The following is a 23,491-nucleotide window of genomic DNA, read 5'->3' as shown; positions in this document are numbered from 1 at the left end:
CTAGGAACAATGTTCTGATACGGTACACACACCAACCGATTTGGGGACATGAGAGGAGGTCATCGTGGTCACCACGACCGTCGACCTGCCGGAGGTAGCAAGCCGCGACGCAGTGTCCGGGTTCACGGGCATCTCAAAGCCGACCCTCGCTCGCTGGGCGATGGAGGGAAAGGGGCCGAAGTTCAGGAAGGCAGGCGGTCGCGTTTTGTATTTGCGGCAGGACGTAATCGCCTGGTTGAACTCTCTGGAAACCGGAGGTTCAGCCGACTGATGAAACATTCCGTGGCGGTCGCAACGGCCGCCACCAAACGAGAAAAAACCCCCGGCACCGTTGCAGCGGTTTCCGAGGGTGTGACGCTCAAGGAGGGCGCCGAAATGCTCAAAATGATCATCCCACAAACCACCGGCACTCGCCAGTGCGCTTACGCCGGCTACTTAATCGAAGTGAGTCCCACGGACTCGCCGTCGAACGTGCACTATGCGGAGGCCGCCAACGCGCAACTCGTGCGATTCACCCACCGGATCTTCAGGATCCCCTCGCAGAGACGGTTCATCGTCCGCCATTTTCACGATGCGACCGCGGCGGATCGTGCGGAGACTGAGCGGACCCTGTTGTTGACGGGCGAGCTCTTTCACAGGTACCGCCACATCGCTCGGCGGACGCGGAGGCCCGACGGCACCTTCCACTTTCGGATGGTAGCTGGGCCCATGGTGCAGGACCCGCTTCTGCAACTCGAACTCGAGATGATGATTGACCTCTCATCGGGAGTACAGCTGTGAGCGTCGACTTCGTACAGCGAGCCTGCGACGTTCAGACCGGGGAGACGGTCGCGATCGTCATCCTTGACACGGCCGACTTGATCGCGCAGGAGTTGAGCGTTGAGACGGCACGGGATGCCGCTCGACACCTCATCGCCCTGGCCGACGAGTGGGAGCGGAGCAAGCCCTTACGGCGCTCTGTGGCCGTGTCGGAACAGCTTCAGGGTCTGGATGGGTGACCCGCACATGATCAGCGTCCCGAGGGTTCGTAGGGGTTCCCTCGGGGCGCTGCCCTGCCCGGAACGAGGTGGTTTATGAGAGATGACCTCGTGATGTGGGCCCTGCAGCAGCACCCCGCAGGAACGAAGCAGATCGGTGGTCACGCGATCGGTCGGGCGCTCGTCGCGCTTTCGACGTTTGCGAATGCGGACGCGATCGCGTGGCCTTCGGTGAGCACCCTGGCCGGGTTGATCGGTGGCATGACGGAGCGCGATGTTCGTAACGCTTTCGACGCCCTGCAGCAGCAGAACGTGATCGAGCCCGAGTCTCCACCGCGGCCGGGACGGGTGACCCGGTGGCGTCTGCTGGTCGACAACCTCGCGGGATATCCCGCGACCCGAGCTGAAACCGACCTCGCGGGATATCCCGCGAACTCGCCTGTGGATAACTCTCCCAACCTCGCGGGCAACCTCGCGGGCAACCTCGCGGGCAACCTCGCGGGATATCCCGCGACGAATAGAAGGGAAGGGAAAAAGCTAGCGGCAACACACAAGCACGAGCCCAACGCGGTCAACGCTCTGACCACCCTCTGCCGAGAACGAAGCCTCCCCATCCCCGCAAGCGACCTACTCCCCGAGGCCTATCGCATCGGCCAGGGAGACCCTTGGGACGGTTACCTCAAAATCAAGGCCGTCACCGAACAACCCATCACCGGAGCCAACAACCCCGCCGCCGTCCTGCGCAAACGACTTCACGAGGTGACCGCATGAACTCTCCCGCACCCAAGCCCGCGAACTTCGACGCCCTCACTCGCACCTGGAACGACCCTGCCGCGTTCGCTCGGGAGCGAGCCGCGTACTACCGCTCCCTCAGTTCAACTGAGGTCCGTGACATCACGGTCCCGATCCACGAGCCGGCCGACGCATGACGGACACCATCACTCGCACGAAGGCCGGCGCGAAGCTTGAGACCCTGACTCGCGCCGGCCTTGAGGCGCGACCCGCGTGCGAGGGCGACGACATGTTCATCGCCGAGAAGGGCACGCTCTCGACGGCCGACTACTCGCGGATGCGCAAGCTGTGCAGGAAGTGCCCCCTGTTCGACCTGTGCACCGATTACGCCCGCACGGCGAAACCGGATGCCGGGTTCTGGGCTGGCATCCCGTACGGCAAGCCCGAGCGACCCACGGCGAAGACCGCATGACCACCGCCCTGCATAGCTCAGCGGAAGAGCGACGACCTTCTAAGTCGGATGCCACTGGTTCGAATCCAGTTGCGGGGACCACAGCACGACCCGCCGACATGGGGCGGTGCAGATGAGTACACGCATTGATAAGCCGGGTCGTTATTTCACGGCCGAAGAAATGTCGATTATCTGGCACGCGACGAATATGGGCGCCGTTCGGAGAGAGAGACAGCGCAGCGACGACCGCCTATTCCAGTTGCTAACGGAGTTCGGTGAGGGTGCATTCTCTGCCGTGTCCGTCCCCGGACATGAACCCCGGACAATCCCGGACACCGACGAGCGTAGTGAGTGGACAGTCGAACAACTGGCCAGAGCAACTCACAGAACACCGCGAACAGTACGACGAGATATCAGGAACCGCGACCTATTGGCCAGCAGACCCGGCCACGCATGGGTTATCGCGGACTCCGCAGCTCGGGCGCACATCGCGGGCCACCGCAAACACTGAAAGGGCACACCGTGGCCACCGCTACCAAGACCATCAGCGCAAGCGAAGCGCTCCTGACGTTCCAGTCCGCACTGCGGAACGGAGATCGCGAGACCGCCGAGCGCATGCTCGACCTCGCCGCCGAGAACGGTTGGACGGAGATCCAGGAAGCCGCCGTCAACTACGTCGACCACCACTTCCGATGCCCCGCCGAGCGCATCGAGACCACCAACCACACACTCACGTCTCGCCCCGGAGACCCCGGCTACGGGGTCGTCACCACTCACTGCCAGGACTGCGGCGCTCACCGCGCCCACGACGCCGCAGGGCTTCCCATCGTGCGACTGGAAGCGGCCCGGGAGCAGCAGCCCAGCGTCGCGTTCTACCCGGCGACGGCGGCGGACGTCAGCCGGCGCACCGCGAAGGGGAGCGCCTGGTGACCCGGCAGCAGGAGCGCGACAACCTCGATCGGCTCATTCAGCTTCGCGACTCCGAGATCCCCGAGGAGCGAGCACAGTTCAACCGCCTTGTCGGGAGCCGACCCACCATGCGCATCGCGATCGGGTACTACGAAGCCGAACAGCAGGGCACCGCGCAGGCATGAACACCACCGCGTCGGGCGTCAACGCCACCCCCTCGGATGAAGGTACGAGGAACACGGGAAGCGAAGCAGGTGAGCGCGATCCTTTCTCCGCTACGACCCTCCTGCGCCCGACGCGGAACACCCCCCACCCCCCGGCGGGGGAGACCCTCTCGAGCCCCAGACACCCCGAACCGTCGGAGATGCGAAAACTTCTATGTACGGGTTTGGGGGTCGCGGCTTGAGCCGGATCACGGACGGTCCTGTCCTCATCCTCAGCCCCGCAGACGCGGCGATGCTGTGGCAGCAGGCGCAGTTGAACGACCTCCGTGTGAAGCACCGCGGCGGGGACCGGAAGTTCTACGACCTCCTGGTGTCTGTGTGGCAGCTCTCGATGCAGCGACCCGACATTGCCAGAACTGGCATTGAGACGCGGCATCCCGTGGCATCCGAGGAACGTGACGTGTGGACGGTGAACCACCTCACCGCCGCAACGGGAAGGGCAGGGCGCACCATCCGAAACGACATCGCGATCGGCACGCTCCCCGCCACGAAGACCGGCAACGCCTGGTGCGTCACGACCGCTGACGCGCAGACGTACATCGACACGTACACGAAGCACTAGGAGCCCCCTCATGTCACTGGAAACCCTCGACCGGAAGATCGAAGCCCTCCGAGCCGACGCCGCCAACCGGATCAGCAACTACCGGCGTGTGACCGCCGACGTCCGCGCGGACACCACACTCAGCAACGAGGGCAAGAGCCTCAAGCTCGGCGGCACGAAAGAGCGGGTGACGAGCGAGGTCGCCGATTTGCAGCGTCAGGAGAATGAAGCGATCGCCGCCGAGATCCAGTCGCTCGAGCGCAGCATCGGCGGGACCGTGGGATCCGCCTCGGGTGCTGACCTGATCAGCTTCCGAGACGCGCAGGACCGAGCCAACCGCACCACTAACGCGACCGACGCCCTCGCCGCCATGCGCAGCGCGATCAACACCAACGACCGGGAGCTAGCCCGCGCCTACCTCATGCGCGCTGTCACGCAGCAGGACGCCGACCCGGTAGCTCAGGCCCTCGCCGGCATTGGGGGTAGCGGCAGCCCGTGGTCCGACGTCGTGCAGGAGTACGCCAACGCCTACCCCGACGCCGCGAAAGCCGTTGACGACCTGTACACGATCCGAAGCCGCGAGCGCGACCGGACCCGAACCCTCCTCTCCGCAGGCGCCTATGTCGTCCTCTGAGGCACTGGCCCCCTCCCTGCGGCCGACCCAACCCCTTGAACCGCCGGAGAGGGCTCTCCGGGGTCTGTCAGCTTCAAAACGTTTCAGCACCCCCACCCGAAGGGATCACCGATGACTGATCAGACCGCCGCCACCGCGGCCACGCGAGACGGGAGCCGTCATGGTTGACCGCACAGTCAAGGTCTCGCTGACTGCCTCGTATCAGGGGTTCGTCGACGGCATGAACAAGGCCGCGAAAGCCACCCGTGATCTAGGCGCGGAGGGCGAGAAGCTGGCCCAGATGCGAGAGGCGTACGACGGCATCGCCGCAGGTGCGACGCTCATGGGTAGCCTTCTCGCCGCGGGCGTCGGGGTGGCGATCAGCAAGTTCGCCGAGTTCGACGCCGCTATGTCGAGCGTGCAGGCCGCAACGCATGAGAGCACGTCGAACATGGGTCTCTTGCGGAATGCCGCGATCGACGCGGGCGCGTCGACCGTGTTCTCCGCCACGGAAGCGGCGGGCGCCATTGAGGAACTGGCAAAGGCGGGTGTGTCGACGGCTGACATCATGGCCGGCGGTCTCGCGGGATCTCTCGACCTGGCCGCAGCCGGCGGTCTGGGTGTTGCCCGTGCCGCGGAAGTGACCTCGACCGCCCTCAATCAGTTCAGCCTCGACGGCAACCAGGCGGGCCACGTCGCCGACGTTCTCGCCGCGGGCGCCGGCAAGGCGATGGGATCGGTCGACGACCTCGCGAACGGTCTCAAGTTCGTCGGCCCCGTCGCCGCGTCGATGGGTGTCTCCCTGGAAGAGACGACCGGTGTCCTCGCCCTCTTCGCGCAGCAAGGCATCATCGGTGAGCAGGCCGGTACGTCACTCCGTGGCGTGCTCTCGTCGCTCACGGCACCGTCTGGCGCGGCCAGCAAGGAGATCGAGCGCCTGGGCCTGAACCTCTACGGCGCAAACGGTCAGTTCCTCGGCATGCAGAACGCCGCGGGCGAACTGTCCAAGGCGTACACGGGCATGGACGACGCCTCGCGTCAAGCATCCCTCGGGGTGATCTTTGGTCGCGAGACGATCACCGCCGCCACAGCCCTCTACAAGGCTGGTGCGACCGGCGTACAAGAGTGGAGCGACAGAGTCAACGACAGCGGCTACGCGGCCGAGACCGCCCGTATGCGCCTCGACAACCTCAAGGGTGACCTTGAAGGACTCGGCGGGGCGGTGGACTCCGCTCTGATCCAGACGGGATCCGCCGCGAACGACACGCTCCGCGCAATCGTGCAGAGCCTCACATTCCTGACAAGCGGGTACTCCGAGCTGGCTAGTCCGGTGCAGGCCGCGACGTTGGCCATCGGCGCCGGTACCGCCGCGGTGCTCCTGTTCGGTGGAACTGCGGTCGCGGCTGTCCCGCGCGTGTTGCAGTGGAAAGCCGCTGTCGACGCCTCGAATATCTCCCTGACTTCCGTCGCCCTCAAGGCGGGCGTGGCCGGCCTCGCGATCGCCGGCCTGACAACCGTCGTCGGGTACATCATCAGCGAGCAGGCGAGGGCCCAGGCAGCCGCGGAGGCGTACGCCGACACCCTCGATGACGTATCGGGTCAGGTCACGGCCTCGACCCGGGAAATGGCGAAGGAGGCCCTCGCGGTGGAGAAGTCGTGGCTTGGTTTCTCCCGCGGTTCCGCGTACGACGCAGCCGAGAAGTTGTCCCTTGACCTGGATACCGTGACGGATGCCGCGAGCGGCAGCGTCGATGCGCTGGAAGCCCTCAGCTCGGTACTGAAAGCCGGTCAGGGCGACACGCAGGAAGCGGCGCGCCTCGCGGATGAGCTCGGGCTGTCGCTGACCGAGGTGTCGTCTCTCTCGACTCTCGTGTCGACGTCCGTGCTCGGGGAGGCTCGCTCGCTCGAGGTCGCGATGAAGATGGCGCAGCAGAAACAGCAGGTACAAGAGGAAGGGATCCCGGTAACGCAGTCCGCCGCTGACGCCTACATGGAGGCCGCGAGCGGGGTCACGGACCTGTCCAACTCGCTCGATCAGCTCATCGACCAGATCATGGAAGCCAACGGCATCGGGCAGGACGCGATCACCGCGAACATCGATTATCAGAACGCTCTGGCCGGTGTTGACGAGGCGATCCAGAAAGCCCGCGATGGTGTCGACGGGTACGCGCTCACCCTCGACACAGGGACGCAGGCAGGTCGCAACAACAAGGACATGCTCGTCGAACTGTCGAAGCAAGCGCAGGACGCAGCCCTCGCCCAATTCAAGCTGGACGGCGACACCGCCAACTACCGCGCGACCCTTGAAAACAGCCGGCAGGCCCTCATCGACCGGGCGCAGCAGCTCGGCTACAACGCCGACCAGGCCGGCGCCCTCGCGGACGAGATCTTCCGTATCCCCCCGTCCACCGAGTGGAAGGTGATCGCCGAGACCCAGCAGGCCATGAACCGTGCCGAGGCGTTCAAGAACCTGTGGGAGAACATCAGGAACCGCACGGTCACCCTGACCATGATCGGATCCACCCAGATCGGCGGCGGAACCGGACCACAGGTCGGCCCTCTGCTGGACGGCTACAAGAGCGAAAACGGCAACATGTCCGACTACGCGAACGGGCTGCGTCAGATCCAGTTCGAGAACGGTGGAGGCGTCGATACGGGCATCTACCGAGGCACCGCGGCAGCGATCCACAAGTTCGCGGAGAAGGACACCATTTGGGAGTCCTACATCTCGGGCAAGCCCTCGCAGCGGGACCGCAACATCAAGATCTGGGAGGCGACGGGCGATCGTCTCGGAGTGCAGCGCGGTGCCGCGGGTATGACACAGGTTGCAGTCACGGCCCAGTTCCCCGAGAACCTCATGCTGCGGCTCGATGACGGCACAACACTCAGGGCATACGTGCAAGACGCAGCGGCCGGAGTGGCGGCAACCGTGGTGCGCAACGTGTTCGCAGGCGATCAGGGAGGTTTGCGGTGATCGACCTTCCGAAGCTCCCGAACGTCGGGCCCGACGACAGGTTCCTCCTCGACACGATGACCGCCAACGCGGTCAACCGGTATTGCATCGCGGTCACCATTCAGCTCTTAGAAGACCCCTACAAGGCGGTCCCGGAGTTCCTGCACCTGCACGACCGCTACGGCGACACACACCCGGAGTTCGTCGTCGACATGTCGCTCGCGGTCGCAGGCCGACTGACGAAGCACATCGTGACCCGCGCCGAACAAGCTGACGTCGCACAGCTCATGGGCAAGCTCGCCTACTGGATCGACGGCACGAAGGCTGTCCTCTCGCAGAGCGGTTGAGGTGCGCCCGTCATCCGCATGTGTCCGTTAACTAAGATTCGAATGTGCAGACGCCTCCGTGGTCGACGAACCAGCTCAAGAAATTGAGTCGGAGTATCCGAGATGAAACGCCAACGCCGGAGGGAGGTCCCGAGTATCCAGAGGTGATGCTCTGGTATAACGACGTCGCGATCGAGGTGCAAGAGAGCATTGAAGCGCTCGACTGGTCGGAAGTACTCGGAGCCGCAAAACCGGAGATCACATCACGTCCCAAGACGATTGACACCCTGCGGGAGAAGCTCCGGCGAGACCCAGGGACTCCGCTCCCATCGGTGCAGGACGTAGCGGGAGTCCGGTTCGAGGCGGAGATGTCACTCGAGCAACAAGACGATGTGGCGCGTATCATCGGGGCGCACTTTGATCATGGTTCTGAGGCGGTGAGAGACCTTCGGGTGCAGCCGCATAGCGGATACAGAGCCTTACACCTATGGCTTCGCCTGCCGGCGAAGGTGGAGATCCAGATCCGCACGCATCTGCAGGGGCAGTGGGCCAATACGTACGAGGCGGCGGCTGACCTCCTCGGACGCGACATTCGGTATGGCGTCCTTCCTGAGGGGGACGCGGAAGCTGGTCTAGTCCGCATGCTGCAGGAGCTTTCGACCGGCGCGGTGGCGCAGATGGAGGCGTACAGGGCCGCTTTACCTGGCCTCGAGGCGATGATGCGCCAGTTGCGGACTGCCTCAGCCAACTTGGATCGCTCGACGCGGCGCCAGGTCGAGGAAAGCGCTCGGCTTTACGAGGAGGCTAAGGCGACGTTGCGCGAGACGGAAGCCGAGTTCTCACTACGCATGGACTTCGCCCATGCCCACTTCAGAGGCCTCAGGCTAGGATAGGCCCCATGTCCGGATTCCTGATCGAGTATCACCGGCCGACCGGGGTGAACCGTGTCCAGGAATTTCGCGGTGCGGACGGCCCAAGGCGCGCGCTGCTCTGCAGACTTGAGCTCGAGGCTCAGCGAACGGATCGAAACTGGGAGATCGTGTCGCTCAACAGCGACTCTCTTGAAACCCTGCAGCGCACGCATTCGCGTTACTTCGACGCTGGCGAAACAGGGCCGGTTATCACCGGCGACTGATCGTGGCGCTGGCCGAATCTAGGACTGCCTGGTCGAGATAAGGGCGAAGACCGTCTCCTAGAAAGAGGCCAGTGTGTGGTGTGCGCCCCGTGTGGAGTGGACACCCCGTATGCCGTGCTTCGTATCTCCTGCGCACGAGGGATCCGACGGGCGCTCACGATAAGCTCGCCGATACTGACGTAGGCCGGGGGGACTCTGAGGCGTGGCGAAGACATCCAAAAAGGGTCGTGTTCCGGCTAGATGGCAGGGACCACGCGATCTCCGCTTCTTCATCGCCAACGCGGAACTTTGGTTCGTGGTGCCGGGAACAATCGTCCTGGCATTCGTAGAGTTCCAGCTCTACCCCTCGCCATCAGGACTGGCGGACTTCGTTCAGGGATGGAAGTGGCAGATCGTCCTGGCCAGCCTCTTGCTCATCCTGCTGCCGCCCATCGTTGCTCGCGGAGTCCAGCACCTGCGTACGCGCGAGGGCTACAACCGACGCAGCGGTGCTCAATCCTTCGCTCTTGAGTCTGTTAGAGGTCGCGCCTCATACTTGATTGCAAAGCTGCGTCAGGTCGAGGCGGGCGAGAGAACGAACGAGTATTTGGTGCACACGTTGTCGGCTTGCAACACCTATTTTCGAGGCCGCACCTTTTCCGGGACCGAAACGGTCGACGGTCGATCTGCTCGCATTGACGTCGCATACTTCAAGAGAGCTGACGCCACCCAGACTCAGATGTACAAGAAATTGAAGACGAACGACGGCAGCTCGGCTCCATGGGCCGTCACTGTGTCGTCGCGACAGAACGAGACCACGCGGCAACTCATCGCCACTGTCAACAGCGGCCAGACATCCCTGTCGCCCGCTGACTTCGAGCTATGGGGTTCACCTTTCCTTTCGGGGGATCACACCTACGTGACGGGAGTCGGAGTCCCCGTCTTCGACTCGCCAAAAGATGACCGCCAGGTTGTGGGTCTTCTGTTGGCAATCTCGGACGACAAGGCGGCCTTGCACACGTCGGATCACGAGTATCTTGAGACTCAGGGCTGGATGATTGCAGTCGCGATTGCTGCCGAGAGAGTGGCGTTGACAACATCAGGCGCGACAGGACGTCCGCGGCACGCTGTGGATGTGGAGATCGCCGGTGCGCCTAGCTCGCACCAACCTGGACGCGAAGGAGACTGAACCATGGGAATCGGATTCTTGCCGAACGGTGTTCCGTTGAAGCCAAGTGTTCCGGAATCGGCAACGGACGCAGAACTCGAGCAGTGGTGGCGTGACCGTCTGGATCTCGGGTCCGCCGAGACCCGCGAAGTCTACGAACGCTACAATCGGGAGCGGGACTGAACCTCTAGCCACGCTGGCCGCCCCTGGGGGCGGTTTGCGTATTCCCCGCCACTGCCCTAGTTGGCTACTTGCGTCGGCCGTTTCGGGTCCTGTCGCCCCAGTCGGCAGCAGGAGGCCCTGGGTTACCCATCTTCGCGAGATCAGCCATATGGATCTTGTAGCAGGCAAGCCGGAGAGTGTGGGACCAGCCGAGGACGTCGCCGCGGTGGACAGCCTTGTAGGCCACCTGCTCGCCGTTCATGACACGACGGATCTCGACGCGCCCGTACTCCCAGCCTGACGGGTCCACCATTCGCCACGTGCCGGTGGGCCCCTCGACGGCGGCCATGATGGGGTGCCAATCGCTCACGGGTGCGCCGGATCCTTTCTCCGGCCGAGACGCACCAGTGTAGAACAAATGTTCTACGGGGTTGGTCCGCTGCGTTCCCGTCGCCGATACACCGTCGAGGATGTTCGCGCGTGGCTCGCCGAGGCTGCTTTTGCGCGCTGTCACAATGAGGAGAGATGAAGGGCCTCGCCGCTGGTTCCCTCGCGGACCAACTGCGGGATGCTTGGTGGCCGGTTCGGTGCCCCGCTGCGACGCAACCTTCGATGGCCTATCAGGTCCGACTAGGTTCCAGCGACACCAGGGATTTTAGAAGAGGGTCCGTCCGTGCTTGTAGTTGTAGACGCAAACATCTTGATGAAGGACTGGTTCCTGCGAGACCGAAAGTGGGACGCCGCGTCTGCTGCAATCAAAGCGGGTCGTCTACGCCTCGTTCTGCCGTCGGTAGCCCGTCTGGAGGTTATCGGCGGCTATCGTCGGCACGTCGAAGACAAGGTCAAACAGGTCGCGAGTGCTCTTCGCAAGTCGTCCCCGAAGGCGAGGAGGGCCGCTGAGGCGCTGCTAGCCGTCTATACAGCTGAGGAACAGGGCTATCCTGCGGCTCTTGACGCGCGACTGCGCGAGGTGGGTTTCGAGATAGCGAGACCGGCCGATGAGGATCACCTGGCCATCGTGCAACGTGCGGTGGATCGCGTGGCGCCATTCGATGAGCGCGGTGAGGGGTATCGCGACACGCTTATCTGGCTCACCGCGCTTGATCAACTCGAAGACGATCCGTTTCACAGGCTGACGTTCCTGTCCGATGACGCAATCTTCACGAAGCGACAGAACGAACTTCGCGAGGAACTGCAATGTTTGAACGCGGAGGGGGATCTGACGGTCCTTCGGTCCCTGACCGGTATCGAGTTCCCGGGTGAGTACGAGGACGGTCCGTTTGACCTTTCCCGGCTCGGCTTCGGCCTTGACGCGATCGAGGATGCCATTGCTGAGGCGCTGACCGGGGCCGACATCACTCCGTGGACTCCGCCGGGGCCCGACTACGCGGACGTGAGCCGCGTGAACGCGGTGTCGCTGGCGGAGTCCGGCGTCATAGTCAGGAAACGCTACGGCGAAAACGTCTTTGACTTGACTGTGGAGGCAACAGCCGACATCGACGCGGACGTTCTTATCATCCGTGTCGCCTCCGACGGGGAGCTCGAGGCACGGAACACGACTGCACGATGGAACTTGAACTTGCGTTGGCATGGAGAGACCGAGCCCTATGGGCGGCGGCTGAGTGACATCGGAACGTTCGAGATGACCTCGATTGAGGAGCGACCGCGCAGAGCAGACGCGGTTGAAAGGGGTCATGTCACACTTACGTGACGCACCACCGAGGAGTACACGAAGCCGAGCACCCTTGACCATTTCGTCGGCTCCGCCAACATGCTTGGCCCGGTGACGTAGGCCTGACTTGCCTCGCAGCCAAGGGTTTCCACGCAGTAGACGCCATTCGTGCATCTCGCGTTTTAAACGCGAGCTATCCCCGGATCACGGTCGCGTTTGAAACGCGACCCGTTCCGCATCTCACGAGAGGTTCGGTGCCACGGTCGCATTTGGGATGCGACCGTTTCGTGTTCCGAAGGCGGATGGGTTGGTCGCATCTGAAATGCCATCAAGTCCAGGACATCTCGCATTTGAAATGCGGGCTGTTCCCGAGGTCGGACCTGGGATCGGACCTGACCAGAACCCCGCACTTACCCCGCAGAATGGGTGGGCGTCCTTGCGGCCTGCTGATACCCCTTGATCAGTCTGCGCGTGAGACCCGCATCCTCCGATACCCCGCAAGAACACCTGATTGAGCCCGGAACACAATCGTGAGGTCGCGGGTTCAAGCCCCGCTCCCGCTACCGAAGACGCAGAGAAGCCCCGGCTCCCGCCGGGGCTTCTGTCGTTCGTGCTCAGGCCGCGCGCCGGCCGCTCTGCCGGTCCCATTCCAGCGACTTCCACTGCAGGAAGGTGCAGAGGTTGCTCGCGATGACGTACTCGGCGGCAAGGCTGGCGATGTCGTGCACGGTCATCACCAGGTCGTCAGGCCGCTCGGTGAGCGTCAACTCCCAGACCGGGTCGTCGTAGCTGCGGGGCTTCATGAAGATGGACGTCGAGGTGTTGCGCAGACGCAGGATGACGAGCCCGGTGTCATCCGTGTCCCCGTCTTCCTGAGGGGCGACGGTGATGGAGCCGGCGATGCAGTGCTCCTCCTGCTCGAACTCCTCGACCCAGCTTTCGAGCTGTGCGTGGGAGCGGCGGGGTGGCGAGTCTTCGAGCGGTCGCATAGGGGCGAGTATGCCACCCCGACCGTCGCGACCCTCAGGGATCCGTCGGCCTTGACCCGTGTCTGCGCAGTGTGCGTCACACTCCTCGTCGGGGCAACCCCATGGGGTGTCCCATGGGGGACGGCTAGCGTGCGCCCATGCCGAACAGTATCGAGCGGATCCATCTCACCGTGGATGGGTCGACGTTCGCGCTCGGACCTCTCGAGGGTCTCGACGATCTGCGGGCCCAGGTGCTGCGCGCGGCGCGAGCCGGGGGTGGCTTCTTGAACGTCACCGTCGACGGCGGCCAGCGTGTCAGCTTCTTCGTCACGACGACGACATCCATCGTCATCGCTGTCGCGACCGTGCCGCTCAGCGCCGACACAGCCGACGGACGACGCCTGCGATACACCCCGGAAGTCGATCGGGACTACAGCGACGGAGACATCCCCTTCGACGTGATCTAGCGGCGCACGCGCCGAACGCGACCCGTGCGGGGCGCGCCCGCGCACGCCGCAGCGCTCAGTCCCAGCGCGTGTCCCGCTCGTCGTCGTCGCCCTCGCGCGCGGCATCCGCTGCGGGCCACTCCACCCGGAACCCGCACTCGCGGCACTCGTCTGCGGGTATGCCCTCGTCGAGGAGGGGGTGCATCGTCACGCCGCAGGCGGGGCAGATGGGCTGCGCCTCGCCGGCGATGGCGTTCGCATAGCTCATGAATCCTCCGTTCCCGCGGTGTCGTGTCCATTGGCACCGCACCGCGGATAACGTCGGAGCATGCCCGCTTCTTCCGCCCGCATGGGTTTCGGTCTCGCCGCCGTCGGCCGGCCGGCGTACATCACCACCGACCGCGATGACGACCTCGGCGACCCGGCCGACCGGTCGGTCGAGGCGCTGCGGACGCGCGCGCACGCCCTTCTCGACGAGGCGTGGGGTCTCGGCATCCGGTACGTCGATGCGGCGCGCTCGTACGGACTCGCCGAGGAGTTCCTCGGGGGCTGGCTCGCGGCGCATCCCGGCAGGCGCTCCGAGCTCGTGATCGGTTCGAAGTGGGGCTACGCCTACGTCGGCGAGTGGAGGATGGATGCCGCCGTGCACGAGCGCAAGGAGCACTCGGCGGCGATGTTCGACAGGCAGTGGCCCGAGACGATCGCGGCTCTCGGGTCGCCGCCGGATCTCTCCCTGATCCATTCCGTCACCCCCGACAGCCCCGCGCTCGCCGACCTCGAGGTGCTCCAGCGGATGCGACGACTGCGCGCCGAGGGCGTGCGGGTGGGGCTGTCGACGAGCGGTCCGCGACAGGCCGACGTCATCCGCGCGGCGATGCACCTCGACGACAGTCCCTTCACTGTGGTGCAGTCGACATGGAATCTGCGGGAGTCCTCCGTCGGGGGCGCGTTGAGCGAGGCGCACGACGCGGGCTGGACCGTGGTGGTCAAAGAGGCGTTGGCAAACGGCGAACTCGCGTCCGCCGTGCCGGGCGGCGATCTCGCGTCTGCGGCATCCGGGGTCGCCCCCGATCTGTTCGCGCTCGGTGCGGCGCTCGCACAGCCGTTCGCGGACATCGTGCTGAGCGGGGCGACGACCGTCGAGCACCTCCGCCGCGGTGTCGAGGCACGAGCCGTCGAGGTCGATCCCGCGGTGCTCGTCCGGCTCGCGGACGACCCGGGCGACTATTGGCGCCGCCGGTCGGAACGCCCCTGGCGGTGAGCCGGTGGCCTAGGCGGACCGGCCGATCAGGGAACGCACCGCACGTCGGCGACGCTGCCCGAGACGTTCGCCCACGAGCCGGCGATCGCAGTGGCCAGTACCGACCCCGACGACGACCGCGCCTGCGCGTAGCCGGCGGAGCGGGCGTTGGCGATGGAACGCACGGTCATGCCCGGCGCGTACGTGCCGCACGACGACCACGACACCCGCGTGCCCGACAGTCCCGTTCCATTGAAGGCGCACACGTTGCCGGTGGCGCAACTGCCGACGGCCTTCTCCTCGTCGCCGGGCGGCACGTCCATGGTCATGCCGAGGTCAGGCCAGTGCGCGTGGGTCGCGTCGATCACGACCCCGCCGGGGATCTCCTCGAGAGCCGCGGCGATGTCGGGGTGGAGGTCTTCGGGTGCGGTCATTGCGGAGCGTCCTTCCTGTCGCGTACATCCCACAGGATGTAGTCGGTGATCGATCCGGCGGGGAGCTTGAGGTTCGGGTTGTCCTCGACGAGAGCCGATTCGTACCCCACGATGCGGCCCGTCTCGGTGGAGATGAGCAGCGTGACGTCGGAGGTGGTCGCGGTCGAGGGGATGCCGCCGAGCCCGACGACAGGGCGACCCAGGCGGTCGTTCGTGACGCCGAGGACGCGCAGCCCGGGGGCGGACGCGACCACGTCGAGCAGGGCCGATTGCTGGCTCCCGGTGAGCGTCCACTCGCTCTGCAAGGACCGCACTCCCAGCATCACGTCGCCCGCCGTGAGGGCTTCGCTCGCGCCCGTCGAGGCGACGATCAGCGACCGCATGGTGTCGGCGGTCGGGGCGGGTGGTGTGCGCGACAGCGGGGAGAACTGGTTCTGCACGAACTGCAGGTCGCCCACCACGGTTCCGGGGGTCGGATCGTCCGCGGGCACCGTGTCGCCGTCGGCGTTGGTCGCCTCGGCCGCCAGGGTGACGATGGACCCCGATAGATTCTCGGCCCAGCGCACGTCCACCCACTCGCGACGGAAGACCGTGGCCTCCGCCTCGTCGGGCGAGCCGCTGAAGTACCACCCCAGCGACAGCGATCGGCGCTCCGGCGCGAGCTGCGTCGTCGACTCGGCCAGACGGCGCTGTGCTTCGGAGATGATCCGCGACGCGTCATCGGCGACGGCGGAGTACACGAGGGGCTTGGGGGTGAGGGCGTGGGCCGAGGGCGCCGGCATCCAGAGCACTCCCGACACGATGGCGAGCACGAGCACCACGGCCGCGGCGGCGGAGGCGATGGCGAAGGTCGGACGGCGTCGACGGGCGCCGGGTCGGCCGACGATCTCGCGAACACGTCGTTCCGCGTCGAGAGGGATCGGGGCATCGACCGGGGTGCGCGCGGGGTCCAGACCGCGCAGAGCACGTGCGAGCTCATCGTCGTTCATCGCGCACCTCCTCGCCGGTCGAGGTCGCGCTGAGCAGCAGGGGACGCAGTCGTGCGCGCACACGGTTCAGTCGCGTCCACACGGCGCCTTCGCTCAGCCCGATCACGACCGAGACCTCGGCGGCGGAGAGCTCCTCCCAGTACGTCAGCCAGAGGATCTCGCGCTCGCGTTCGGGCAGCGCCCGGATGGCATCCAGCAGGCGCGCGGTCATCGCGGGCTCCGCCTCGCTCGCGAGGGTGCGCACGTGGTCCTCGATATGCGTCCACAGGGCCCCCTCTCGATCACGTCGCCGATATTCATTCGCAATGAGATTGCGTGCGGTGCGGTACAACCAGGGCAGTCCGAACGGATCGCGCGGATCGCGTTTGCGCCAGGCGATCTCGAAGCAGTCCATCGTGAGGTCGGCGGCGGCCTCACGATCCGAGACTCGTCGTTCGATGAATCGAAGAACGGCGTTGTAGTGCTCGCGGAAGAGCACCACGAAATCCGACTCGTCGATCACCGGTGTGTATCTCCGTGTATTCGATGGGGAAGTGTCTGAACGAGTCAAATCCTTACACGTCGAAGCGACGGGAAAATTTTCCGGGGGCGATGTAAGGATCCGTGCCCGGCAGACACCTCACTGATGGGGGTGGGTGTCTGCTCCGGCTTCGAGACGACACCCGCACGCCCGCCGACAGATGTTCGGGACTGACCTCGGCGGGTGAGGGGTTGCACTGCGTGGGGGCAGTGCAACCCCTCGGAACGCCGCCATCGGGCCCGAGCGTCGGAGCGTCCGCGTCAGTCCGGGTCGACGATGAGGTTCGTGATGCGCGCGGTCGCGATGAGTCGATCCGCATCGTCGCGGACGACGACGTCGTAGGTGGCCACGCGGCGTCCGCGGTGGGCGGGGGTCGCGACGGCGTGGATCCGCCCCTCGCGCGCGCCGCGGTGATGGGTGATGTTGAGATCGACGCCCACGCAGACCTTGCCCAGAGTCGACGCGTGGATCATCGCCGCCCACGATCCGACGGCTTCGGCGAGGGCGGCCGTCGCCCCACCGTGCAGGCGCCCGAGCGACTGCGTGTTGCCATCGACCGGCATGACCGCTCGGACACGGTCGGCGGACTGCTCGACCACGGTGATGCCGAGGCGCTCGTCGAGGTCTCCGGGGACGATCGTCCAGGGCGTCATGACCCGCTCCTTCCGCCGCCCACCGTGGGGCGGCCCTTCCTCGACACTATTCCTGAACGATCGGTCGGTGACAGCTAGGTCGACGGGATCGGGTCAGGACGTGCGCAGGCCGTCGAGGGCGATGCGCACGATGTCGGCCCCGAGGCGTCCGCCGTCGACACCGCCGCCCGGGCGGTACCACTCCACGACGGAGTTGATCATGCCGAACAGCAGGCGTGCGGCGACGGCCGCGTCGACGTCGTCGCGCACATCGCCCTCGGCCTGTGCGTCGGCGACGAGGGCGGTGACCCGGTGATCGAACGCGCGTCGCCGCTCGAGCGCCGCCTGCTCGACGGGGCTGTTCCCGCGCACCCTCAGCAGCAGTGTCACCGCGGGCAGTCGGGTGACGAGCACGTCGGTCGCTCCGACGAGCACGAACCGGAGGCGATCGGATGCCGCCCCCGCGGAGGCGCGGGGGTCGTCGAAGACCGCCTCGAGGCCGCCCAGAGCCGCCTCGACGGCCACGGAGAGCAATTCCTCCTTCGAGGAGAAGTGATGGTAGAGCGCCGATTTCGTGAGCCCCAGGCGCCGGGCGAGGTCGGACACGCTCGTGGCGTCGTAGCCCTGCTCGTTGAACACCTGCACCGCGACGGCGAGGATGCCCTCGCGGTCGTAGCCCGGACGCCCGCGCCGCGCGGGGGAGCTGGGGGGAATCGGGGCGGGGTTCGCGGCGGTCACGGTGTCAGTGTGTCACTCCAGCAGCGCCGGGGAGTCGACCCGCAGCAGCGCCCGCGCCGCGTTGCCGATCACCGCGCTGTAGGTGGGGTAGGCGAAGCGCACACCGGCGAGGGTGGCGACGTCGATACCCGCGGCCATCGCCGTGGTGACCGACTGGATGACCTCGACGGCGTTCTCGCCCACCGCGTGCGCACCGAGGAGGAGCTCGCGGCGACGGTCCGCGATGAGCGTGAGGAAGCCGTTCTCGCGGTCGTCGATCACCGCGCGGTCGAGGTCGGCGAAGCGCACCGTCGCCACGACGCACGAGGGATCGCGGTCCCGCGCCTGCTCCTCGGTGAGCCCGACGCCGGCGTAATCGGGGTCGGTGAACCCGCCGGCGGGGAGCAGGTGGTGCGGGGTGCGTCGGTTCGCGCCCAGCACCGCGTTCTCTGCGGCCGCCTCGCCCTCGAACTGCGCCGCCTGCACCAGCATGTCGCGGCCGTTCGCGTCGCCCACGGCGAGGATGTGCGGCACGACCGTGCGGAAGTAGCGGTCGACGGGGATCGCCGAGCGCTCCACCTCGACGCCCGCGCGGTCGAGACCGAGGTCGTCGACGTCGGCGGGCCATCCCGTGGCCATGATGACCACGTCGACATCGACGGTGCGCGCCTCGTCGCTCTCGCGCCAGGTCAGACGGATCGCGCCGTCGTGCTCGTCGAGGCGCTCGACGGTGTCGATTCCCGTGTGCACGGCGACGCCGTGCGCGGCGAACGACTCGGCGATGGCGTTCGAGATGCGGGCATCGGATGCCATGAGCACGCGTGGTGCGACGTCGAGCAGGGTCACCTCGGCACCGAACGAACGGAACACCGTCACCAGCTGCGCGCCCGTGTTGCCGGCACCGATGACGGCGACGCGGCGGGGGAGCTCGGGCAGTGACAGCAGGTCTTCGGGCACGGTCGCGAGTTCGGCACCGGGGATGGGGAGGCGCCGGGAGTGTCCCCCGACGCACACGAGGATCGACTCGGCGCGCACGCGTCGGCCGCTGTCGAGCTCGAGGGTGTGATCGTCGACGAAGCGCGCGCGGCCCTCGTGGATCAGGTCGATGCCGACGTCGGCGAAGCGCTCCGCCTCGCGCTTGATGGAGCGCACGGCGTCCACGCGTTCGTGCACGCGGGACACCACCGCCGACCAGTCCACCCGGGGCTCATCGACGACGATGCCGTAATCATCGGCCGATCGCGTCTCGCGCATGAGCCGCGCGGCCTTCGCGAGCACGCGGGTGGGTACGCAGCCCGTGTTGATACACGTGCCGCCGACCCGGTCGGCCTCGAGCACGACGACGGACGCCCCGAGCTCCGCCGCCCGGAGCGCCGCTGCGGTACCGGCGGGGCCGGCGCCGATCACGGCAATGTCGTAGCTGTCGGCGGCGTCGCTCACGATGGTCCTCCTGGCGGGTCGGTGACCCCAGTCAAGCCCGCACCGCCGGGCCGGCCGCGGGGGTTGCGTCCCGGATCAGAACCCCTCGTAAATCTGGGCGGCCGTCAGCCCCGTACCGCCCAGGGCGTGCACCCCCGGCGCGGGATGCAGCTCGAACGTGTCGCCGTCGTGAAGCAGCACGGCGGTGTAGTCGCCACGGGTGTCGAGCTTGACCTCGTATCGGCCCGTGTCGATGAGTCTCAGGGTCACGACGGCTCCGCTGCGAGCCAGGAAGCTGACTTCCTTCTCGTGAGCCGTCGGCAGGGGGATGACCGGCTGATCGTCGGGGGAGCTCATCCGCGGTCGCGCCACGAGTGCTGGGGGTCGTAGCCGAGCAGACGTCGCGCCTTGTCGATCGAGAGCAACGTGGTGTTCTCGCCCAGCTCGCCCCGCGTCTCGACCCCGGGGAAGACCTCGGCGACCAGTTCGGCATTCGGGCGGGTCATGACCGTGTCGGCGGCGGCGATGATGAACGTGTCGAAGCCGGTCGGTGCGTTCTCGAGAGCGCGTTGGATCGACTGCGCGCCGTCACGCGCGTCGATGTAGCCCCACAGATTCCACTTGCGGGTGCGCGCGTCGGCGTCGAAGGGGAACTCCGCGTAGTCGGCGGGGACCATGACGTTCGAGAATCGGAGCGCCGTGATCGAGAGGTCGGGATGCCATCTCACCAGTTCGGTCGCAAGACGTTCTTCGAGGGTCTTGACGAGCGAGTACACCGACTCGGGGCGAGGGGCGTACTCCTCGTCGACCGGGATGTAGGGCGGCGGGACGTCGAACGGAAGCCCCAGTACCGTCTCGCTCGAGGCGTAGACGATCTTGCGGATGCCGAGCCGCACGGCCGCCCAGAACACGTTGAACGTGCTCGTCATGTTGTTGTGGAACGTGGCGACGTCGGAGCGGATGCCGGGCGCGGGGATCGCCCCGAGGTGGACGACGGCGTCGAAGCCCGTGTGCTGATCGTTCACCCCGGCGAGGGCGTCGATGACCTGGCCGTAGTCGGTGAGCTCGACCTGCACGAAGCCGGGGCCGCGTTCGCCGTGGATGTCGAGGCCGATGACGTCGTGTCCGGCGGCACGCAGTTCGCGGGCGACGACGGTGCCGAGCTTGCCGGAGGAACCGGTGAGGGCGATGCGCATGGAGATCCTTCGAGTCGGTGTGCAGTCGAAGATAGCGTCGAGCGCCGACACCGGGCGGCGGGTTGACGACGAACGGCCCGCGAGCACGAGCTCGCGGGCCGGAGCACGGGTCAGTGGACGCGCGGCTCTTCCTCGTCGTCCTCGTCGTCGCCCGGGATGAACACGTCGACCACGGTCACGTTGACCTCCACGACCTTCATGCCCACGATGTCGGTGATCGCCTTCTCGACGGCCGAGCGTACGTTCGCGGCGACGCGCTGGATGCGCTCGGGGTAGTCGACCTGGATCGCGATGTCGGCGGCGACCTCGGTCTCGCCCACCTCGACGCTCACGCCCTGGGCGTAGTCCTTCGCACCCACGGCCTGGCGGATGTTGCCGATGACGCGAGCGGCGCCGCCACCGAGGGCGTGGACGCCGGGGACTTCGGCTGCGGCGATGCCGGCGACCTTGGCGACCACGGGGTCGACGATGACGGTCTTGCCGCCGTCGGTGCGGGCGTCGCGGGGGAGGGAGGCGTTCTGTGCCATGAGGAGCATCCTTTCGTCAAGATCCCGGGCCATATCGACCGTGGGGGTGTTCGCTAAGGAGACGGAAGCGGTTCGTGAAATGTCACGGATCGAGGCCGAGAAATTTCTGACAGGAACCGCGATGCCCTCTATGTCCTCCGCCACCGATGCGTTCCTCGCATCGCGCGCGGCCGACGGCGATCAGCTCGCCTTCGGAGTGCTGGTGCGGCGGCATGCCCCGTTCCTCGTCGCCTTCGCGACGAAGTTGACGGGTTCCCGCGCCGACGCCGACGACTGCGTGCAGGAGGCGCTCATCACCGCGTGGCGTCGACTGCCCGACCTCACCGATCCCGAGAAGGTGCGCAGCTGGCTCACCACGATCGTGTCGCGCAAGGTCACCGACCGGATGCGCTCGCGCAAGATCTCGGAGCAGATCGACGAGCAGATGGTGTCGGCCACGGATGACCCCGAGCGCTCGGTTGTGGCATCGTCGCAGATGGGCGCGCTGAAGAAGGTGCTCGCCGACCTGCCCGAGGATCTGCGAGTCGTGTGGGTGCTGCGCGAGGTCGGCGGGCACAGCTACGACGAGATCGCCGTCGAGGTCGGAGAGACCGCGGCGACCGTGCGGGGCCGTCTCGCCCGCGCCCGCAAGACCGTGTTGGAACGTATGCAGGAGTGGAGGTGACCGAAATGAGCGAGCACAGCGAAGAGATCGGAGGCTCGGGGTACTCCCTCGAAGACCTCTCCGCCTACCTCGATCGTGGGCGCACCCCCCGTATCCCCGCCATCGAGCGCAACGCCGAGTGCCAGGCGATCTTGGCATCCATGGAGCGGATGGGGCGCCTGTCCCGCGAGATCGTGGAGGAGCAGGCGGCTGAGCCGCTCGCCGAGTCCTGGTACGACAGCATCATGCGGCAGGTGATGCGCGAGTTCCGCGCCGGCCGTGACATCCCGCTCGCCCGTACCGACGACGGCACGGAGATCGTCGTCACCGAGGGGGCGCTCTACGAGCTCATCCGCACCGTGGGCGACGGCATCGAGGGCGTGCTGGTCGGCCGCGTGCGCCTGAACCAGCCGGAGCCCGGAGCCCCGCTCGACGTGCGCGTCACCGTGAGCGTGCGCTTCGGCCGCGCGATGACGGTGGCGGTCGAAGAGATGCGCACCGGCATCCGTACGGCGATCGAGCACCACGGCGACCTGAGGGTGGGCCGCGTCGACGTCACCGTGGGTGACGTGCACATGGACGAGGGAGACGACGAATGACCGCGATCACCGCCGCAGAGCTGGCTCCGCGTATCGACCTCGCCGTGACCGCGGTCGAGGGGGTACGCGAGACGTACTCGGCCCGTCCCGTGGTGGCCCGCGCGATCGAGCACGTCGCCGAGGTCGAGGGCTCGCTCGCCTCCGTCGAGGAGGCGGCCGGAGCCCGCGCGATCACCGTGTGCATCGGGGTGTCGCAGAACGACGATGCGGCGACGGTCGCCACCGCGGTCGCCGCCGCGGCGCGGGGCGCGGGTGTCGACGATGTGCCGTCTCGCGTCCGGGTGCGCGTGGCGCGTCTGGTGGTCCCCGCCTCCTGAGCCGTTTCACGGACTCGGGGGTCGGGAGCGGCATACCCTGGGAGCACCCCTCATTCCCTCCCGGAGGCCGAATGCCCTCGTCGCCCCTGATCGCCGTCACCGGATCCACCGGCGCCGTGGGAGGTCGCGTGGCCCGCGACCTCGCCGCCCGCGGCATCCCCCAGCGCCTTCTCGTGCGCGACGCAACACGCGCCCCCTCTCTCGACCGGGGGGAGGTGCAGGTCGCCCGCTACTCCGACGCGGATGCCGCCCGCGCGGCCCTGCAGGGGGTCGAGACGCTCTTCATGGTCTCGGCGTCGGAGACCGCCGATCGCGTGGAGCACCACCGCACCTTCGTCGAGGCGGCCGCCGACGCCGGTGTCCGTTCGATCGTCTACACGTCGTTCCTCGCGGCGGCCCCGGACGCCGTCTTCACGCTCGGCCGTGATCACGCTGCGACAGAGGACGTCATCCGCGCCTCCGGGATGACCTGGACGTTCCTTCGCGACAACTTCTACATGGACATGATGGAGCTGTTCGCCGGTGACGACGGCGTCATCCGGGGGCCGGCGGCCGACGGGCGGTGCTCGCTCGTGTCCCGCTCCGACGTGGCGGCCACCGCGGTGTCGGTGCTGCTCGATCCGGCCGCTCACGCCGACACCTCGTACGACCTGACGGGCCCCGAGGCCCTGACGTTGACGCAGGTCGCCGAGAAGATCTCCGCGGTGCGGGGCCACCCCGTGCGGTTCGTCGACGAGAGCCTCGACGAGGCCTACGCGTCGCGCGCGGCGTACGGCGCCCCGCGCTGGCAGGTCGACGCGTGGGTCAGCACCTACACCGCCATCGCCAGCGGAGACCTCGCCACCGTCTCGGGCGACGTCGAACGGGTGACGGGCCGCGCGGCGCAGAGCTTCGAGGAGTTCCTCGGAGCGGTGTCGTGACGCCGGAGCAGTCGCGGTATGCTGACGGCGTGCTGACCTGTCGCTGTTGTCGCTGAACGCTCTCCGCGTTCCTTCGACGACC

At 66.7% G+C, this 23,491-nt stretch carries 34 protein-coding genes and 1 tRNA gene; 23 read left to right on the top strand and 12 right to left on the bottom strand.

What is annotated here, in order from left to right:
- Positions 1 to 64 precede the first annotated feature (64 nt).
- The 16 genes from ACTJJP_RS08440 to ACTJJP_RS08365 all read left to right on the top strand — a co-directional run bounded on the left by ACTJJP_RS08440 (position 65) and on the right by ACTJJP_RS08365 (position 10,029).
- Entirely contained in the window at positions 65 to 271 is a 207-nt protein-coding gene (locus tag ACTJJP_RS08440) for a helix-turn-helix transcriptional regulator (protein WP_440774567.1), read from the top strand.
- Positions 271 to 780 (top strand): hypothetical protein, encoded by a 510-nt coding sequence (locus tag ACTJJP_RS08435; protein WP_440774566.1) that lies wholly within the window; start codon positions 271 to 273, stop codon positions 778 to 780. Before ACTJJP_RS08440 ends, ACTJJP_RS08435 begins: the two co-directional genes overlap by 1 nt.
- Positions 777 to 998, top strand: a complete 222-nt coding sequence (locus ACTJJP_RS08430) for a hypothetical protein (RefSeq protein ID WP_440774565.1) — start codon at positions 777 to 779, stop codon at positions 996 to 998. Before ACTJJP_RS08435 ends, ACTJJP_RS08430 begins: the two co-directional genes overlap by 4 nt.
- A 75-nt stretch (positions 999 to 1,073) precedes the next feature.
- Positions 1,074 to 1,748, top strand: a complete 675-nt coding sequence (locus ACTJJP_RS08425) for a hypothetical protein (protein ID WP_440774564.1) — start codon at positions 1,074 to 1,076, stop codon at positions 1,746 to 1,748.
- The gene (locus tag ACTJJP_RS08420; RefSeq protein ID WP_440774563.1) at positions 1,745 to 1,906 is read left to right on the top strand and encodes a hypothetical protein; all 162 of its coding nucleotides are present in this window, start codon (positions 1,745 to 1,747) and stop codon (positions 1,904 to 1,906) included. The genes ACTJJP_RS08425 and ACTJJP_RS08420 overlap by 4 nt, the downstream gene beginning before the upstream one ends.
- Positions 1,903 to 2,181 carry a WhiB family transcriptional regulator gene (locus tag ACTJJP_RS08415; RefSeq protein ID WP_440774562.1) on the top strand — a complete coding sequence of 93 codons (279 nt, stop codon included), beginning with the start codon at positions 1,903 to 1,905 and terminating at the stop codon, positions 2,179 to 2,181. Before ACTJJP_RS08420 ends, ACTJJP_RS08415 begins: the two co-directional genes overlap by 4 nt.
- Before the next feature lie 6 nt (positions 2,182 to 2,187).
- Positions 2,188 to 2,262 (top strand) — tRNA-Arg (locus ACTJJP_RS08410).
- A 420-nt stretch (positions 2,263 to 2,682) separates the two neighbouring features.
- Positions 2,683 to 3,090, top strand: coding sequence for a hypothetical protein (locus ACTJJP_RS08405; protein WP_440774561.1), 408 nt, complete (start codon positions 2,683 to 2,685; stop codon positions 3,088 to 3,090).
- Positions 3,087 to 3,254 (top strand): hypothetical protein, encoded by a 168-nt coding sequence (locus ACTJJP_RS08400; protein ID WP_440774560.1) that lies wholly within the window; start codon positions 3,087 to 3,089, stop codon positions 3,252 to 3,254. Before ACTJJP_RS08405 ends, ACTJJP_RS08400 begins: the two co-directional genes overlap by 4 nt.
- Before the next feature lie 217 nt (positions 3,255 to 3,471).
- Positions 3,472 to 3,855, top strand: a complete 384-nt coding sequence (locus tag ACTJJP_RS08395; RefSeq protein ID WP_440774559.1) for a hypothetical protein — start codon at positions 3,472 to 3,474, stop codon at positions 3,853 to 3,855.
- Between the two features lie 10 nt (positions 3,856 to 3,865).
- Positions 3,866 to 4,468 carry a hypothetical protein gene (locus ACTJJP_RS08390; protein ID WP_440774558.1) on the top strand — a complete coding sequence of 201 codons (603 nt, stop codon included), beginning with the start codon at positions 3,866 to 3,868 and terminating at the stop codon, positions 4,466 to 4,468.
- A gap of 160 nt (positions 4,469 to 4,628) precedes the next feature.
- The gene (locus ACTJJP_RS08385) at positions 4,629 to 7,421 is read left to right on the top strand and encodes a phage tail tape measure protein (RefSeq protein WP_440774557.1); all 2,793 of its coding nucleotides are present in this window, start codon (positions 4,629 to 4,631) and stop codon (positions 7,419 to 7,421) included.
- Positions 7,418 to 7,747: a hypothetical protein gene (locus ACTJJP_RS08380; RefSeq protein ID WP_440774556.1), complete on the top strand. Its 330-nt coding sequence runs from the start codon at positions 7,418 to 7,420 to the stop codon at positions 7,745 to 7,747. The genes ACTJJP_RS08385 and ACTJJP_RS08380 overlap by 4 nt, the downstream gene beginning before the upstream one ends.
- A 44-nt stretch (positions 7,748 to 7,791) precedes the next feature.
- On the top strand, positions 7,792 to 8,619 hold the full coding sequence (locus ACTJJP_RS08375) for a hypothetical protein (protein WP_440774555.1): 828 nt from the start codon (positions 7,792 to 7,794) through the stop codon (positions 8,617 to 8,619).
- Positions 8,620 to 8,624: 5 nt separating this feature from the next.
- Positions 8,625 to 8,861 carry a hypothetical protein gene (locus tag ACTJJP_RS08370; RefSeq protein WP_440774554.1) on the top strand — a complete coding sequence of 79 codons (237 nt, stop codon included), beginning with the start codon at positions 8,625 to 8,627 and terminating at the stop codon, positions 8,859 to 8,861.
- A 202-nt stretch (positions 8,862 to 9,063) separates the two neighbouring features.
- Positions 9,064 to 10,029 carry a hypothetical protein gene (locus ACTJJP_RS08365; protein WP_440774553.1) on the top strand — a complete coding sequence of 322 codons (966 nt, stop codon included), beginning with the start codon at positions 9,064 to 9,066 and terminating at the stop codon, positions 10,027 to 10,029.
- A gap of 226 nt (positions 10,030 to 10,255) precedes the next feature.
- Here ACTJJP_RS08365 and ACTJJP_RS08360 read toward each other — a convergent pair whose 3' ends face one another.
- Positions 10,256 to 10,540 (bottom strand): hypothetical protein, encoded by a 285-nt coding sequence (locus tag ACTJJP_RS08360; RefSeq protein ID WP_440774552.1) that lies wholly within the window; start codon positions 10,538 to 10,540, stop codon positions 10,256 to 10,258.
- Positions 10,541 to 10,843: 303 nt separating this feature from the next.
- On the opposite strand from ACTJJP_RS08360, the gene ACTJJP_RS08355 reads away from it, so the two are divergent.
- The gene (locus tag ACTJJP_RS08355) at positions 10,844 to 11,881 is read left to right on the top strand and encodes a PIN domain-containing protein (RefSeq protein WP_440774551.1); all 1,038 of its coding nucleotides are present in this window, start codon (positions 10,844 to 10,846) and stop codon (positions 11,879 to 11,881) included.
- 575 nt (positions 11,882 to 12,456) lie between these two features.
- Here ACTJJP_RS08355 and ACTJJP_RS08350 read toward each other — a convergent pair.
- Positions 12,457 to 12,831: a hypothetical protein gene (locus ACTJJP_RS08350; protein ID WP_440774550.1), complete on the bottom strand. Its 375-nt coding sequence runs from the start codon at positions 12,829 to 12,831 to the stop codon at positions 12,457 to 12,459.
- 137 nt (positions 12,832 to 12,968) lie between these two features.
- On the opposite strand from ACTJJP_RS08350, the gene ACTJJP_RS08345 reads away from it, so the two are divergent.
- On the top strand, positions 12,969 to 13,277 hold the full coding sequence (locus ACTJJP_RS08345) for a hypothetical protein (protein WP_440774549.1): 309 nt from the start codon (positions 12,969 to 12,971) through the stop codon (positions 13,275 to 13,277).
- 55 nt (positions 13,278 to 13,332) lie between these two features.
- Here the strand turns inward: ACTJJP_RS08345 and ACTJJP_RS08340 are convergent, their stop codons facing one another.
- Positions 13,333 to 13,524 (bottom strand): zf-TFIIB domain-containing protein, encoded by a 192-nt coding sequence (locus tag ACTJJP_RS08340; RefSeq protein ID WP_440774548.1) that lies wholly within the window; start codon positions 13,522 to 13,524, stop codon positions 13,333 to 13,335.
- Positions 13,525 to 13,584: 60 nt separating this feature from the next.
- On the opposite strand from ACTJJP_RS08340, the gene ACTJJP_RS08335 reads away from it, so the two are divergent.
- Entirely contained in the window at positions 13,585 to 14,517 is a 933-nt protein-coding gene (locus ACTJJP_RS08335) for an aldo/keto reductase (RefSeq protein ID WP_440774547.1), read from the top strand.
- A gap of 26 nt (positions 14,518 to 14,543) precedes the next feature.
- Here ACTJJP_RS08335 and ACTJJP_RS08330 read toward each other — a convergent pair whose 3' ends face one another.
- From ACTJJP_RS08330 to ACTJJP_RS08290, 9 genes are all read right to left on the bottom strand, one after another.
- Positions 14,544 to 14,930, bottom strand: coding sequence for a hypothetical protein (locus tag ACTJJP_RS08330; RefSeq protein WP_440774546.1), 387 nt, complete (start codon positions 14,928 to 14,930; stop codon positions 14,544 to 14,546).
- Positions 14,927 to 15,919 (bottom strand): hypothetical protein, encoded by a 993-nt coding sequence (locus ACTJJP_RS08325; protein ID WP_440774545.1) that lies wholly within the window; start codon positions 15,917 to 15,919, stop codon positions 14,927 to 14,929. The genes ACTJJP_RS08330 and ACTJJP_RS08325 overlap by 4 nt, the downstream gene beginning before the upstream one ends.
- Entirely contained in the window at positions 15,906 to 16,421 is a 516-nt protein-coding gene (locus ACTJJP_RS08320) for an RNA polymerase sigma factor (protein ID WP_440774544.1), read from the bottom strand. Before ACTJJP_RS08320 ends, ACTJJP_RS08325 begins: the two co-directional genes overlap by 14 nt.
- A gap of 278 nt (positions 16,422 to 16,699) precedes the next feature.
- Complete coding sequence (locus ACTJJP_RS08315) at positions 16,700 to 17,092, bottom strand: PaaI family thioesterase (RefSeq protein ID WP_440774543.1); 393 nt, start codon at positions 17,090 to 17,092, stop codon at positions 16,700 to 16,702.
- A gap of 93 nt (positions 17,093 to 17,185) precedes the next feature.
- The gene (locus tag ACTJJP_RS08310; protein ID WP_440774542.1) at positions 17,186 to 17,809 is read right to left on the bottom strand and encodes a TetR family transcriptional regulator; all 624 of its coding nucleotides are present in this window, start codon (positions 17,807 to 17,809) and stop codon (positions 17,186 to 17,188) included.
- A gap of 12 nt (positions 17,810 to 17,821) precedes the next feature.
- The gene (locus tag ACTJJP_RS08305) at positions 17,822 to 19,228 is read right to left on the bottom strand and encodes a dihydrolipoyl dehydrogenase family protein (RefSeq protein WP_440774541.1); all 1,407 of its coding nucleotides are present in this window, start codon (positions 19,226 to 19,228) and stop codon (positions 17,822 to 17,824) included.
- A gap of 75 nt (positions 19,229 to 19,303) precedes the next feature.
- Positions 19,304 to 19,564 (bottom strand): hypothetical protein, encoded by a 261-nt coding sequence (locus ACTJJP_RS08300; RefSeq protein ID WP_440774540.1) that lies wholly within the window; start codon positions 19,562 to 19,564, stop codon positions 19,304 to 19,306.
- Positions 19,561 to 20,403, bottom strand: a complete 843-nt coding sequence (locus ACTJJP_RS08295) for an NAD-dependent epimerase/dehydratase family protein (protein ID WP_440774539.1) — start codon at positions 20,401 to 20,403, stop codon at positions 19,561 to 19,563. Before ACTJJP_RS08295 ends, ACTJJP_RS08300 begins: the two co-directional genes overlap by 4 nt.
- 110 nt (positions 20,404 to 20,513) lie before the next feature.
- Positions 20,514 to 20,930, bottom strand: coding sequence for an Asp23/Gls24 family envelope stress response protein (locus tag ACTJJP_RS08290; RefSeq protein ID WP_440774538.1), 417 nt, complete (start codon positions 20,928 to 20,930; stop codon positions 20,514 to 20,516).
- Positions 20,931 to 21,051: 121 nt separating this feature from the next.
- Between ACTJJP_RS08290 and ACTJJP_RS08285 the strand changes: the two genes are divergently transcribed.
- The 4 genes from ACTJJP_RS08285 to ACTJJP_RS08270 all read left to right on the top strand — a co-directional run bounded on the left by ACTJJP_RS08285 (position 21,052) and on the right by ACTJJP_RS08270 (position 23,409).
- Positions 21,052 to 21,594 carry an RNA polymerase sigma factor gene (locus ACTJJP_RS08285; RefSeq protein ID WP_440774537.1) on the top strand — a complete coding sequence of 181 codons (543 nt, stop codon included), beginning with the start codon at positions 21,052 to 21,054 and terminating at the stop codon, positions 21,592 to 21,594.
- A 5-nt stretch (positions 21,595 to 21,599) separates the two neighbouring features.
- Positions 21,600 to 22,172, top strand: a complete 573-nt coding sequence (locus ACTJJP_RS08280) for an Asp23/Gls24 family envelope stress response protein (RefSeq protein WP_440774536.1) — start codon at positions 21,600 to 21,602, stop codon at positions 22,170 to 22,172.
- Positions 22,169 to 22,489, top strand: a complete 321-nt coding sequence (locus ACTJJP_RS08275) for a hypothetical protein (RefSeq protein ID WP_440774535.1) — start codon at positions 22,169 to 22,171, stop codon at positions 22,487 to 22,489. The genes ACTJJP_RS08280 and ACTJJP_RS08275 overlap by 4 nt, the downstream gene beginning before the upstream one ends.
- Positions 22,490 to 22,560: 71 nt before the next feature.
- The gene (locus tag ACTJJP_RS08270) at positions 22,561 to 23,409 is read left to right on the top strand and encodes an SDR family oxidoreductase (RefSeq protein WP_440774534.1); all 849 of its coding nucleotides are present in this window, start codon (positions 22,561 to 22,563) and stop codon (positions 23,407 to 23,409) included.
- Positions 23,410 to 23,491 lie beyond the last annotated feature (82 nt).

Origin of the sequence: Microbacterium sp. 22296, from assembly GCF_052045385.1 — a bacterium.
In the GTDB taxonomy this organism is placed as follows: Bacteria; Actinomycetota; Actinomycetes; order Actinomycetales; family Microbacteriaceae; genus Microbacterium.
Note: the sequence above shows the minus strand (reverse complement) of the source record. Positions and strands in the feature narration are given on the sequence as shown.